This is a genomic window from Streptomyces sp. NPDC049597 (genome assembly GCF_040675505.1).
GTDB lineage: Bacteria > Actinomycetota > Actinomycetes > Streptomycetales > Streptomycetaceae > Streptomyces.
This window is the reverse complement of record NZ_JBFAOY010000025.1, coordinates 25,787-38,910: the sequence shown is the minus strand read 5'-3', so window position 1 is coordinate 38,910 and position 13,124 is coordinate 25,787. Positions and strand designations below refer to the sequence as shown.

11 protein-coding genes and 1 pseudogene are annotated in these 13,124 nt (G+C 72.7%); 6 read left to right on the top strand and 6 right to left on the bottom strand.

Annotated elements, in window-relative coordinates; all coding sequences use genetic code 11:
- The first annotated feature begins 88 nt into the window (after window positions 1-88).
- The 5 genes from AB0K02_RS25265 to AB0K02_RS25245 are packed head-to-tail and all read left to right on the top strand — an operon-like array spanning window position 89 to window position 6,795.
- Complete coding sequence (locus tag AB0K02_RS25265) at window positions 89-1,033, top strand: amidohydrolase family protein (RefSeq protein ID WP_365994801.1); 945 nt, start codon at window positions 89-91, stop codon at window positions 1,031-1,033.
- A 2-nt stretch (window positions 1,034-1,035) separates the two neighbouring features.
- Complete coding sequence (locus tag AB0K02_RS25260) at window positions 1,036-1,773, top strand: response regulator transcription factor (protein WP_365994800.1); 738 nt, start codon at window positions 1,036-1,038, stop codon at window positions 1,771-1,773.
- Window positions 1,766-3,364 carry a HAMP domain-containing sensor histidine kinase gene (locus AB0K02_RS25255; RefSeq protein ID WP_365994799.1) on the top strand — a complete coding sequence of 533 codons (1,599 nt, stop codon included), beginning with the start codon at window positions 1,766-1,768 and terminating at the stop codon, window positions 3,362-3,364. Before AB0K02_RS25260 ends, AB0K02_RS25255 begins: the two co-directional genes overlap by 8 nt.
- Window positions 3,365-3,403: 39 nt before the next feature.
- Window positions 3,404-4,738 (top strand): bifunctional glycosyltransferase family 2/GtrA family protein, encoded by a 1,335-nt coding sequence (locus AB0K02_RS25250; RefSeq protein ID WP_365994798.1) that lies wholly within the window; start codon window positions 3,404-3,406, stop codon window positions 4,736-4,738.
- Window positions 4,735-6,795 carry a glycosyltransferase family 39 protein gene (locus AB0K02_RS25245; protein WP_365994797.1) on the top strand — a complete coding sequence of 687 codons (2,061 nt, stop codon included), beginning with the start codon at window positions 4,735-4,737 and terminating at the stop codon, window positions 6,793-6,795. The genes AB0K02_RS25250 and AB0K02_RS25245 overlap by 4 nt, the downstream gene beginning before the upstream one ends.
- Window positions 6,796-7,021: 226 nt before the next feature.
- Here the strand turns inward: AB0K02_RS25245 and AB0K02_RS25240 are convergent.
- Both AB0K02_RS25240 and AB0K02_RS25235 read right to left on the bottom strand, forming a co-directional pair.
- Window positions 7,022-8,994: pseudogene (locus AB0K02_RS25240) on the bottom strand (MFS transporter); the annotation flags it as partial.
- 8 nt (window positions 8,995-9,002) lie between these two features.
- Window positions 9,003-9,467: a MarR family winged helix-turn-helix transcriptional regulator gene (locus tag AB0K02_RS25235; RefSeq protein WP_365994796.1), complete on the bottom strand. Its 465-nt coding sequence runs from the start codon at window positions 9,465-9,467 to the stop codon at window positions 9,003-9,005.
- Between the two features lie 203 nt (window positions 9,468-9,670).
- Here AB0K02_RS25235 and AB0K02_RS25230 point away from each other — a divergent pair, with 203 nt between their 5' ends.
- Window positions 9,671-9,886: a hypothetical protein gene (locus tag AB0K02_RS25230; protein ID WP_365994795.1), complete on the top strand. Its 216-nt coding sequence runs from the start codon at window positions 9,671-9,673 to the stop codon at window positions 9,884-9,886.
- Window positions 9,887-9,902: 16 nt separating this feature from the next.
- On the opposite strand, the gene AB0K02_RS25225 is transcribed toward AB0K02_RS25230, so the two are convergent.
- The 4 genes from AB0K02_RS25225 to AB0K02_RS25210 all read right to left on the bottom strand — a co-directional run bounded on the left by AB0K02_RS25225 (window position 9,903) and on the right by AB0K02_RS25210 (window position 13,108).
- Window positions 9,903-10,628: a hypothetical protein gene (locus tag AB0K02_RS25225; protein WP_365994794.1), complete on the bottom strand. Its 726-nt coding sequence runs from the start codon at window positions 10,626-10,628 to the stop codon at window positions 9,903-9,905.
- A 60-nt stretch (window positions 10,629-10,688) separates the two neighbouring features.
- The gene (locus AB0K02_RS25220; RefSeq protein WP_365994793.1) at window positions 10,689-11,546 is read right to left on the bottom strand and encodes an RNA polymerase sigma factor SigF; all 858 of its coding nucleotides are present in this window, start codon (window positions 11,544-11,546) and stop codon (window positions 10,689-10,691) included.
- A gap of 234 nt (window positions 11,547-11,780) precedes the next feature.
- On the bottom strand, window positions 11,781-12,626 hold the full coding sequence (locus AB0K02_RS25215) for an RNA polymerase sigma factor SigF (protein WP_365994792.1): 846 nt from the start codon (window positions 12,624-12,626) through the stop codon (window positions 11,781-11,783).
- A 188-nt stretch (window positions 12,627-12,814) separates the two neighbouring features.
- The gene (locus AB0K02_RS25210; protein WP_365994791.1) at window positions 12,815-13,108 is read right to left on the bottom strand and encodes a Dabb family protein; all 294 of its coding nucleotides are present in this window, start codon (window positions 13,106-13,108) and stop codon (window positions 12,815-12,817) included.
- Window positions 13,109-13,124: the final 16 nt, after the last annotated feature.

Below are 13,124 nucleotides of genomic sequence, written 5' to 3'. Positions count from 1 at the left end.
GACCCGTCGCGGCACAGAACCGCCGCGCGGGACGAGCGGTACGGGAGTCGCGGCGTGCGCGTCGCCGAGGCGGAGCGGAGCTACGGCTGTGAACGAGGGTGAGGCCGCACAGGTGCGGGAGTTCTGGGGGCGGCTCGGGCTGCCGGGGCTCGTCGACGTCCACACGCACTTCATGCCCGAGCGCGTCCTGCGCAAGGTGTGGGCGTACTTCGACTCCGCGGGACCGCTGACCGGCCGGGAGTGGCCCATCACCTACCGGCGCGCCGAGGACGAACGCGTCGCGCTGCTGCGGGCGTTCGGGGTGCGGACCTTCACCTCGATGCTCTACCCGCACAAGCCGGGCATGGCCGCCTGGCTCAACGGCTGGTCGGCAGGCTTCGCGGCGCGCACACCGGACTGCGCCCACACGGCCACCCTGTTCCCCGAGCCGGGCGTGGCCGCGTACGTACGCGATGCGGTCGAGGGCGGGGCGCGCGTGATCAAGGCGCATGTGCAGGTCGGCGCGTACGATCCCGGCGATCCCCTGCTCGATCCCGCGTGGGGGCTCCTCGCCGAGGCCGGGGTGCCGGTCGTGATGCACTGCGGCTCGGGGCCCGCGCCCGGCGAGTACACCGGGCCGGAGCCGGTGGGCCGGCTGCTCGCGCGTCATCCGCGGCTGCGGCTGGTCGTCGCGCACATGGGCATGCCCGAGTACACCGACTTCCTCGACCTTGCCGAGCGATACCCGCACGTGCACCTCGACACGACGATGGCGTTCACGGACTTCAGCGAGGCCACCGTGCCGTTCCCGGTACGCGAGCGGGGGCGGCTCGCCGCCCTCGGGGACCGGGTCGTGCTGGGGACGGACTTCCCGAACATCCCGTACCCCTACGTCCATCAGCTGCGCGCCCTCGAACGGCTGGAGCTCGGGGACGACTGGCTGCGGGCCGTCTGCCACGACAACGGCGCCCGGCTCCTCGCGCCGGTCCGGCCTTCTCAGGGAATTCACAGGATCGGGCAAGAAGGCTCTCAGGGCGGCCCCCCAAGGTGGTGAGCATGACCACCACCTCGCCCCAGGGGCGCACCGAACTGCTCAGGCCGGACGGCGGTCCCGTACGGGTGCTCGTCGTGGACGACGAGGCGCCGCTGAGCGAGCTGTTGTCGATGGCCCTGCGGTACGAGGGGTGGGAGGTGCGCAGCGCGGGCGACGGCGCGGGCGCGCTGCGCTCGGCGCGCGAGTTCCGGCCGGACGCCGTCGTGCTGGACGTGATGCTGCCGGACATGGGCGGCCTCGCCGTCCTCGGCCGGCTGCGCCGCGAGGCGCCCGACGTGCCCGTGCTCTTCCTCACCGCGAAGGACGCGGTCGAGGACCGGATCGCGGGGCTGACGGCCGGCGGCGACGACTACGTGACCAAGCCGTTCTCCCTGGAGGAGGTCGTGGCCCGGCTGCGGGGCCTGATCCGGAGGTCGAAGGCGGCGGCCGTGCGCAGCGAGTCGCTGCTCGTCGTCGGCGACCTCGTGCTCGACGAGGACAGCCACGAGGTGTCGCGCGGCGGGCAGCCGATCCGTCTCACGGCGACCGAGTTCGAGCTGCTCCGCTACCTCATGCGCAATCCGCGCCGGGTGCTGAGCAAGGCGCAGATCCTGGACCGGGTGTGGAACTACGACTTCGGCGGCCAGGCCAACGTGGTCGAGCTGTACATCTCCTACCTCCGCAGGAAGATCGACGCGGGGCGGTCGCCGATGATCCACACCCGGCGCGGGGCGGGGTACCTGATCAAGCCCGGTGAGTGAGGTGAAGGGGGCCGGGCGCGGGCGGCCGTGGTCGCTGCGCACCCGGCTGGTGGTCTCGGCGGTACTGCTGATCGCCGTCGTGTGCGCGGTGATCGGGACGGTCACGACCGTCGCGTTCCGCACCTACCTGTACGGGCAGCTGGACGCGCGGCTCGGCGCGGTGGCCATGCGGGCCACCGGCCCCCCGGTCCCGGACGGCGAACGGCCGCCGGGCGACCTGCCCCCCAGGGCGCCGCTCGACTTCGTCACGGGCGGCGGCGCTCCCGTGGGCACGGTCGGTGCGCTGGTCGGCGACGACGGGACGGTCACCGTGGCCGTCGCGAGCACGCAGCGCGAACCGGACGGGCTCGGGCCCACCGAGGATCCGCTCACCGCCGCGCAGCGCGACGCGCTCGCCGCCGTGGCGCGGGACGGCGGGCCGCACACGGTCGAGCTGCCGGGCCGCGGCGGATACCGGGTCGAGTACGCCGACGGCGTCCGCGGCTCCTTCCTGGTCGGGGTTCCGACAGGCGACGTGCGGGACGCGCTGCGGACGCTGATCCTCGTCGAGGTCTGCGTCACCGGTGCGGGACTGGTCGCCGCTGGCATCGCGGGCGCCTCCATGGTCGGCGTGGCACTGCGCCCGCTGCGGCGGGTGGCGGCGACGGCGCGGCGTGTCTGCGAACTCCCCCTGCACAGCGGTGAGGTGGCGCTGCACGAGCGGGTGGCGGACGCCGAGGCCGATCCGCGCACGGAGGTGGGACAGGTCGGGGCGGCGCTCAACACCCTGCTGGGGCACGTCGGTTCGGCGCTGACCGCACGCCAGGAGAGCGAGACACGGGTGCGGCGGTTCGTCGCCGACGCCGGGCATGAACTGCGTACGCCGCTCGCCTCGATCCGCGGTTACGCGGAGCTGACGCGGCGCGGCCGGGAGCGAGGGGAGGCGGGCGCACCCCCCGGCGGAAGGCCCGGGGGCAAGGACCCCGTCCCGCCGGACGTCCGGCACGCGCTCGGCAGGATCGAATCCGAGGCCGTGCGGATGACGGGCCTGGTGGAGGACCTGCTGCTGCTCGCCCAGCTGGACGCGGGACGCCCGCTCGCGTACGAGAGCACGGAGCTGCCGCCGCTGGTCGTGGACGCGGTCGCGGACGCGCGCGCCGCGGGCCCGGGCCACACCTGGCGACTGGAGCTGCCGACCGTACCGGTGACCGTACGGGCAGACCGGGAGCGGCTCCAGCAGGTCCTGGTGAACCTCCTCGCCAACGCCCGTACGCACACCCCTGCCGGCACCACCGTCACGGCCCGGGTACGGGCCGGGGACCCGCCCTCGCGACCGGTCCTGCTGGAGGTCGAGGACGACGGCCCCGGCATCCCCGAGCAGTTCCAGCGGTCCGTCTTCGAGCGCTTCGCGCGCGGCGACGCCTCCCGTTCGCGGCAGGCGGGCGGCACCGGGCTCGGCCTGGCCATCGCACACGCCGTCGTCACCGCCCACGGCGGCACGATGAGTGTGCGCTCCACCCCCGGCCGCACCGTGTTCACGGTCGCGCTGCCGCCGGCGGAAGGCGCGGGGCGGGTGCGGTCCCGCCGGACTCACAGGCGGGCCACAGGCTGATCACACGGCCGTGACAGCGCCCCCGCCGAGGGTCGCCACATGCGAACCGACACCCCAGGCCGGACCCTTCCGGCCCGTGAGCACCTGCTCGCGGGCACGGCCGGTCCGCCCGTACTCGACGTCGTGGTCCCGGTGTACAACGAGGAGGCCGACCTCGAACAGTGCGTGCTGCGGCTGCACGAGCACCTTGCGCGGACCTTCCCGTACGGCTTCCGGATCACCGTCGCCGACAACGCGAGCACCGACCGCACGCCCGGGATAGCCGCGGGCCTGGCCGCCCGCATCCCCGAGGTGCGGGCGCACCGGCTGGAGGAGAAGGGGCGGGGGCGGGCGCTGCGCACGGTCTGGTCGCACTCGGACGCGCCCGTGCTCGCCTACATGGACGTCGACCTGTCCACCGACCTCAACGCGCTGCTGCCGCTGGTCGCTCCGCTGATCTCCGGCCATTCGGACCTGGCCATCGGGTCCCGGCTGGCACGCAGCTCCCGGGTGGTGCGCGGCCCCAAGCGGGAGATCGTCTCGCGGGCCTACAACCTGATCCTCAAGTCCTCGCTGGCGGCGCGCTTCTCGGACGCCCAGTGCGGGTTCAAGGCGATCCGCCGGGACGTCGCCGAGCGGCTGCTGCCGATGGTCGAGGACACCGGCTGGTTCTTCGACACCGAGCTGCTGGTGCTCGCGGAGCGGGCGGGGCTGCGCATCCACGAGGTGCCCGTCGACTGGGTCGACGACCCGGACTCGACCGTGCACATCGTCCGCACGGCCGTCGAGGACCTGAAGGGCGTCTGGCGGGTGGGCCGCGCGCTGGCCGTCGGCGCCCTGCCGCTCGACCGGCTGGCGCGGCCCTTCGGCGACGACCCGCGCGACCGGCGGCTGACCGGGGTGCCCGGGGGACTGACCCGTCAGCTGTTGGGCTTCTGCGCGGTGGGCGCGTTCTCCACGCTGCTCTACCTGCTGCTGTACTCCCTCTTCCGTGCCGGTACGGGCCCCCAGGCCGCGAACGCGGCAGCCCTGCTGCTCTCCGCGGTCGCCAACACGGCCGCGAACCGCCGGCTCACCTTCGGGGTGAGGGGCCGCGACCGTGCCGTACGCCACCAGGCGCAGGGGCTGGTGGTGTTCGGCATCGGACTCGCGCTGACCAGCGGCTCGCTCGCCGCCCTCGGGGCGGCGCCGGGCAGCCCCTCCCACGGCACGGAGCTGGCCGTCCTGATCGCGGCGAACCTGGCGGCGACCGTGCTGCGGTTCCTGCTGTACCGCGCCTGGGTCTTCCCCGAAGGGCAGCGGCCCGGCACCGCAGGCGCCGCCGGTTCAGCGACGCCCGCCGCCGGGCCCGATCGCTCCGGCACGACCGACGACTCGACGAGGTGCAGCCGATGACCACGGTTCTTCCTTCCGCCGCGGTGCCGGCCGACGGCACCGGACACGCCCGCGCGCAGCGCGGCGCGCTCGCACGGCTGTGGCGCGGCCGGGAGGCGGACCGCCCCTGGGCGCGGCCGACCCTGCTCGGGCTGCTGCTCGCCACCGCGCTGCTCTACCTGTGGAACCTGAACGCGTCCGGTTACGCGAACTCCTTCTACTCCGCGGCCGTTCAGGCCGGCAGCGAGAGCTGGAAGGCCTTCTTCTTCGGCTCGTCCGACGCGGCCGGCTCCATCACCGTCGACAAGCCCCCGGCCGCCCTGTGGCCGATGGCCCTATCCGTGCGGCTCTTCGGGCTCGGCTCCTGGCAGATCCTGGTGCCCCAGGTGCTGATGGGCGTCGCGACGGTGGCCGTGCTCCACGCGGCCGTCCGGCGGCGCTTCGGCCAGGCCGCCGGGCTCCTGGCGGGAGCGGTGCTGGCGCTGACGCCGGTCGCCGCGCTGATGTTCCGCTTCAACAACCCGGACGCGCTGCTCGCCCTGCTGATGACGGTCACCGTGTACTGCGTGCTGCGCGCCCTCGAGGACGCTCGCACGAGGTGGCTCGTGTGGGCGGGCGTCGCGGTCGGGTTCGCGTTCCTGACGAAGACGCTGCAGGCGTTCGTGATCCTCCCGCCGCTGGCGCTGGTGTACGCGGTGTGCGCGCCGACGACGCTGCCGCGCAGGCTCGGCCAGCTCGCCCTCGCCGGGCTCACGGTGGCGGTCTTCGGCGGCTGGTGGGTCGCGGTCGTCGAACTGTGGCCGGCGTCCTCGCGCCCGTACATCGGCGGCTCGCAGACCAACAGCTTCCTGGAACTGACCTTTGGCTACAACGGCCTCGGGCGGATCAACGGCAACGAGACCGGCAGCGTCGGCGGTGGAGGCGGACGGGGCGGAGGCGGCTGGGGCGAGACCGGCGTCGACCGGCTGTTCGCCGGGAACATCGGCGGCCAGATCGCCTGGCTGCTGCCCGCCGCGCTGGTGCTGCTGATCGCGGGGCTCGTCCTGACCCGGCGCGCGGACCGCACGGACACGGTGAGGTCGGCGTTCCTGGTGTGGGGCGGCTCGCTGCTGACGACCGCGGCGGTCTTCAGCTTCATGGCGGGGATCTTCCACGAGTACTACACCGTGGCACTCGCGCCGTACATCGCGGCGCTGGTCGGCATGGGCGCGACCATGCTCTGGGAGGAACGGGCCAGGACGGTGTGGTCGGTGGTGCTCGGCGGCACGGTGGCGCTGACGGCCTGGTGGTCGTACGTCCTGCTGGGCCGGAGCGCCGACTATCTGCCGTGGCTGCGTACGGCGGTGGCGGTCGGGGGCCTCGTGGCAGCGGCGGGGCTGCTGTTCGCGGTCCGGGCGGGGCGCAGGGCGGCGCTCGCCGCCGCCGGGCTGGGGATCGCGGTCTCGCTGGCGGGTCCGGCGGCGTATTCGCTCACGACCGTGGGCGAGGCCCACACGGGTTCCGTCGTCATGGCGGGGCCCGCGGTGGCGGGTGGCCGGGGCGGCCCGGGCGGATTCGGTACGCCGCCGCGCGCGCAGACGGACAACGGGCCGGGCGGCCGGGCGAACGGCCGGACGCAGCCTCCCGGGCAGCCGGGCCGGGGCGGCCAGGGCCCGGCGCAGGGCAGAGGGCAGATGCCCGCCGGGCCGCCTTCCCGGGGCGAGGGCGGCCTGGCAGGGCTGCTCGGCGGCGCGAGCGTCGACGTCGCGACCGCGGCGAGGATCGAGCAGGACGCGGACGACTTCACCTGGGCCGCCGCGGCCGTCGGCTCCCAGAACGCCGCGAGTCTCCAACTCGCCACCGGCGAACCGGTGATGGCGATCGGCGGCTTCAACGGCAGCGACCCCTCCCCGACCCTCGCGCAGTTCAAGCAGTACGTTGCCGACGGCCGGATCCACTGGTTCGTCTCCACGGGCGGCGGCATGCGCAACGGGCCGGGCGGCGGCGCCGCCGCGGAGATCACCGCATGGGTCGAGGAGAACTTCACCGAGGTCACCGTGCAGGGCACGACCCTCTACGACCTGACAGCGGCCTCGTAGCGGACCGTCGACGGCGGCCGGGAGCCCGTTGCGACGGCCGGACGGGCGGCTCGCGGCCGTCTTCCCGGTCGCGTACGGATCGGCAGGACCGGCGAACAGCCCTGGTTCACGGAGGGCTCGGGGACGCCAGCGGAATGGGGGCGGCAGGCCGTCCCCTGCCTGCCGCCCCGTCCCGGTCGCCGCTCCGCTCGACAAGCGACCGGGAGACCGACTACTCGTCCGCGTGGGCGAGTTCGATGTCGTGGGCCGGCGGCTCGTCGCCGACGACCACCGTGGAGGCCTGCGGCTGGAAGCCGTCGGCCGAGGCGATCAGCACGAACGACCCGGGGACCGGCGCGTCCACCGAGTAGGCGCCGTCCACGTCGGCGATCGCGTGGCCGAGATGACGGCCTGTGCGCGAGATCAGCGTGATCGCCGCCCGCGGCACCGCCGCGCCCTCTCCGCCGCGCACCACACCGTGTACGGCGACACCCCGGCGGCCACCGGAGCGGTGCCCGCGGCGGCCGGCTCGGCCTTCGGGGCCTCGGCCGGGGCGGGCGCCTCGGCCTTCGGGGCCTCGGCCGGGGCGGGCGCCTCGGGCGAGGCCGGGGCATCGGGTGCGGCGCCCTGCCCCGGGGCGTTGCTCTTCAGTGCGACCTCCTTGATGAACAGGGTCACGAGGAAGGCGATCAGGGCGAACGGCGCGGAGTAGAGGAAGACGTCCGCGACACCGTGTCCGTACGACGTCTCCATCACCGTGCGGAGGGGAGCGGGCAGCGCGTCGAGGTCGGGGATGGAGCCGCCTGCCGTGCCGCCGTGGCCCGTCGCCGCGCCCTGCGGGCCGAGTTCGGCGAGCCCGTCCTTGACGTAGTGGGTGACCCGGTTGGCCATGACGGCGCCGAGCGCCGAGACGCCGATCGCGCCGCCGAGGGAGCGGAAGAAGGTGACGACCGAGCTGGCCGCGCCCAGGTCCGAGGGGGCGACCTGGTTCTGCGTGCACAGCACCAGGTTCTGCATCATCATGCCGAGGCCGAGGCCCATGACCGCCATGAAGAGCGCGATCCGCCAGTACTCCGTGTCGTAGCGGATGGTGCCCAGCAGGCCGAGCCCCGCCGTCACGAGCGCACCGCCGCTGACCAGCCATGCCTTCCAGCGGCCCGTCTTGGTGATGATCTGGCCGCTCACCGTGGAGGAGAGGAACAGGCCGCCGATCATCGGGATCGTCATGACGCCGGACATCGTCGGCGACTCGTCCCGTGCCAGCTGGAAGTACTGGCTGAAGAAGACCGTGCCGGCGAACATCGCGACACCGACGAAGACCGAGGCGAGTGAGGCCAGCGTGATGGTGCGGTTGCGGAACAGCCGCAGCGGGATGACCGGGTCGCTCGCCCGGGACTCGACCAGGAGGAACAGCGCGCCGAGGACGACGGAACCGCCGACCATCGCGTACGTCTGCCAGGACACCCAGTCGTACTTGTCGCCCGCGAAGGTGACCCAGACCAGCAGGAGCGAGACCGCGGCGCTGATGAGGAACGCGCCCGACCAGTCGACCTCGGCCTTCTGCTTCTTCACGACCGGGAGCCTGAGGGTCTTCTGCAGGACGATCAGGGCGATGACCGCGAACGGCACGCCGATGTAGAAGCACCAGCGCCAGCCGAGCCAGTCGGTGTCGGTGACGACGCCGCCGAGCAGGGGCCCGCCCACGGTTGCGACGGCGAACGTGGCACCCAGGTAGCCGCTGTAGCGGCCGCGCTCGCGCGGGGAGATCATCGCGGCCATCACGATCTGCGCGAGGGCGGACAGTCCGCCGACACCGATGCCCTGGACCACCCGGCAGGCGATGAGCGTGCCCGCGTTCTGCGACAGGCCGGCGACCACCGAGCCCAGCACGTAGATGATCAGTGATATCTGGACGAGCAGCTTCTTGGAGAAGAGGTCCGCGAGCTTGCCCCACAGGGGAGTGGTCGCGGTCATGGCCAGCAGCGAGGCGGTCACGACCCAGGTGTAGGCGCTCTGACCGCCGCCGAGATCGCTGATGATCTCCGGCAGCGCGTTGGAGACGATCGTCGACGAGAGGATCGCGACGAACATGCCGAGCAGCAGCCCGGACAGCGCCTCCATGATCTGCCGGTGCGTCATCGGCGTGCCGCCGTCGGGGGCGTGTGCGCCCCCCTGCCCGGCGCGGCCGCTCCGCACACCGGTCGGTGTGGTCGTAGCCATGAACTTCCTTACGTCGTCTGTGCGGGTGTACGGGTGGGGTGAGCCCGGCAGTCCCCGACGGATTCCCGGAGGCGGGCCAGCAGCGCGTTCAGGTGTCCGACGTCGTCGTCGGACCAGTCCTTCAGGCGGTGGGCGAACATGTCCGTCGTCCGACGGCCGAGGTCGTCGAGCAGGTCCGCCCCCGCCGGGGTGAGCCGCAGGATGCGCGAGCGCCGGTCGTCCGGGTCGGGCGAGCGCTCCAGCCAGCCGCGCTCCACCCCATGGGCCACGTGCCGGCTGGTCACCGACATGTCCACGGCGAGCAGCTCGGCGAGACGGCTCATCCGCATCTCTCCGTACCGCCCGACGAGGGACAGAACGGCTGCCGACCCGGAGGGGCACTCGAGGGGAAGCACCCGCGCGAGGCTGCGCTTCACGGCGCCCATGGCGCCGATCTGCCTGGCCAGCTCCTCGAACTGACTCCGCTCGGCCATGGGCCCTCCCCCCTATCTTGTTGCTTAGGGCAACGATAGAAGCCATTGGTTGCTACAGGCAAACGAAAACGGGCCGGGACGGGTAAAGGAACCCAAAAGGCTTTGCATGTGCAGCGTCATGCGACGGTCGTCACGCCCGGAAACCGCGTCGGGCCCTCTCCCGGGGTTGGGCCGGACACCGCGGTTCGCTAGGGTCCTGCCCCATGGCACACAACCCCCATGCTCCCCAAGGCCAGGGCCCCGAGGGCAACTACGACCCCGCGGGCAGCACGCAGATGTTCCGCGCCTTCGTCGACGAGGGCGCCCCGCAGGGCCGCGCGGCGGCCCCCGCGCAGTCGTCCTCGCGGGTCGGTCTGATCGTCGGCGTGATCGCCGCCGTCGTCGTCCTCGGCGCGGTGGCCTGGCTCGCCTTCGGCTGACCGGTACGGCCGGGGCTCAGGTCCACTCGGCCGTGACGTCCCGCGTCTCGATGTGCATCCCGAGCGGCACCCGCCACGCCTCCACGCACACCGCGAACGCCCTCTTCCGTACGGTTCCGGGCCCGATCGGCGCGGGCAGCGGCTGGGCCGTCTCGATCGTGGCCCAGTCGATCCCGAGCGCACCGATGACGTGCGTGGCGAACGTGACCGTTCCCGAAGTGGCCGCTCTCCCGCCCGTATTGCGGAACTCCACGGTGACCCGCTCGCACCAGCGCTCGCCCAGCGCCTCGCGGACCGGTTCGGTGAGCTGGAGAAGCGCCGGGCCCGGGGTTGGTGCGGGGTTGTCGGACGGCGGCGGCTCCGGCGGCGGCGCAGGGGACGGCGGCCGGGGCGGCGGGCCGCCGGGAGTGCTCGGGGAGGGCGCGTCCGCCGGGGCGCCGCCCGCACCCGTGCCAGGCCGCTCGGCGGCCGGGGGCGCCTCGTCCTGGGACGGCCCCTCGGGCAGCCGTGGGACGGGGGCGTGGCGGCCGGCGGGCGTTCGCGGCGGTCCGGAGGCGTCCGGTTCGTCGAGGGGGACCAGCACGACGCCGCCCTCGGGCGGGACCGCGCCCGTCGGCGCCGGACCGGCGCCGGCCGCCCCGAGCGGTATCCGGCCGTCGCCGTTGCTGCCCGAACACGCGGTCAGCGCCCCGCCGAGGCAGAGCGCCACCGCCACGATCCCGGTCCGCCGTCGTCGCCACATGGCGGCAGTGTCGCTGACGTACCTTCAATTCTGAAGAGTGCGAGGCGACTCCGCAGGGGCTCAGTCCCCGATGAGCCCCTCGCGCAGCTGCGCCAGCGTGCGCGTCAGCAGCCGGGAGACGTGCATCTGCGAGATGCCGACCTCCTCGCCGATCTGCGACTGCGTCATGTTGGCGAAGAAGCGGAGCATGATGATCTGCCGCTCTCTGGGCGGCAGTTTGGCCAGGAGGGGCTTGAGCGACTCGCGGTACTCGACGCCTTCCAGCGCGCTGTCCTCGTAGCCGAGGCGGTCCGCGAGGGAGCCCTCGCCGCCGTCGTCCTCGGGCGAGGGGGAGTCCAGCGACGAGGCCGTGTACGCGTTGCCCACGGCGAGGCCGTCGACCACGTCCTCCTCCGACACGCCCAGCACCGCGGCCAGTTCGGGCACGGTCGGGGAGCGGTCGAGCTTCTGGGACAGCTCGTCACTGGCCTTGGTGAGCGCGAGCCGCAGCTCCTGGAGCCGGCGCGGCACCCGAACGGACCACGAGGTGTCCCGGAAGAAGCGCTTGATCTCGCCCACGACCGTCGGCATCGCGAACGTCGGGAACTCCACGCCCCGTTCGCAGTCGAACCGGTCGATCGCCTTGATCAGACCGATCGTGCCGACCTGGACGATGTCCTCCATCGGCTCGTTGCGGCTGCGGAAGCGGGCGGCGGCGTACCGCACGAGGGGGAGGTTGAGCTCGATGAGGGTGTCGCGCACATAGGTGCGCTCCGGGCTGTCGCCGGCCGCGCCCTCGCTGTCCAGCGCGCGCAGCCGCAGGAAAAGGGAGCGGGACAGAGTGCGGGTGTCGATGGCTTCCGAGCTGTCGGACACGACGGGTGCGGGTGCGCCGGGCGCACGCGTGAGCACCTTCGAGCTGCCCTGTTCTGCGGACATGCCACCCCCTTGAGGTCGCGGACGGTCGCGGTGGCCGCGACCGACTGAGGAACGCAGCCTCCACCTGAATACCGGCGGCGGGGCTGCGGCAAACGCGCTTCCCGCAGAATGTCACATGTCGGCAACACGCTGTAGTGACATGTCGACAAGTATCGGGCCGAAATGCCCAGGAAACGAACGGGACAAAGGCTTTGACGCCCCCTCAGGTGCTCGGAGACGGTCTACCCGTTCTGATTACGCTTCGATCCTGTTTGCGGATCGAAGCCGCGCGAAACTTCGCGCCAGCAGCCGCGACACGTGCATCTGGGAGACGCCCAGTTCCTGACTGATCTGGGACTGTGTCAGGTTGCTGTAGTAACGGAGCATCAGGATGCGCTGCTCGCGCTCGGGCAGCTGGACGAGAAGGTGCCGTACGAGGTCGCGGTGCTCGACGCCGGCGAGCGCCGGGTCCTCGTAGCCGAGCCGGTCGAGCAGGCCGGGCATCCCGTCGCCCTCCTGCGCCGCCTCCAGTGACGTGGCGTGGTACGAGCGCCCGGCCTCGATGCAGGCGAGCACCTCGTCCTCACCGATCTTCAGGCGCTCGGCGATCTCCGCGGTCGTGGGTGAGCGGCCGTGGGCCGTCGTGAGGTCCTCCGTCGCGCCGTTGACCTGGACCCACAGTTCGTGGAGCCGGCGCGGCACGTGCACGGTGCGGACGTTGTCACGGAAGTAGCGCTTGATCTCGCCGACGACCGTCGGCATCGCGAACGTCGGGAACTGCACGCCCCGATCCGGGTCGAACCGGTCGATCGCGTTGATCAGGCCGATCGTGCCGACCTGGACGACGTCCTCCATCGGCTCGTTCCGGGACCGGAAGCGGGCGGCGGCGTAGCGGACCAGCGGAAGGTTGGCCTCGATGAGCGCCGAGCGCACCCGGGTGTGCTCCTTGGTGCCCGGCTCGAGCGTCTTGAGGCGGCCGAAGAGGACCTGGGTGAGGGCCCTGGTGTCGGCCCCCCTGCTCTGGGGCCTCGCGGGGGCGGAGGGGGTCTCGTCCGGCCGCTCGTTCTGAGGTGGCACCTGAGGCGCAGTACTGGCCGGCAAGGTCACGCCACCCCTTTCGGTCGATTTCGGTCAACTCATCCGTCAAAAGCGGTCATAGCATCACAAGACATGTCCACTGTGTGCAAGCACCTGATAACGCCGTGTTGACGACGGGCAGACGTCCGATGGGCGGCACAACACAAGAGCCCCTCGCCGTGGCGGCGAGGGGCCCGGGGGGTGCGGAGCGCTCAGAACTCGTAGTCGGCGATCACCCAGGTGGCGAACTCGCGCCACTGTGCGGCGGCCGCCTGGTGCGCCGGGTGTTCGAGGTAGCGCTTGAGGGCGTCGGCGTCGGCCACGGCGGAGTTGATGGCGAAGTCGTACGCGATGGGCCGGTCGGTGATGTTCCAGGCGCACTCCCAGAACTGGAGCTCCGGGACGAGCCCGTCCAGCTCCTGGAAGGCCTTCGCTCCGGCGATCACGCGCGGCTCGTCGCGCCCGACGCCTTCATTGAGCTTGAAGAGGACCAGATGGCGGATCAAGGGGCACTCCTGGGGG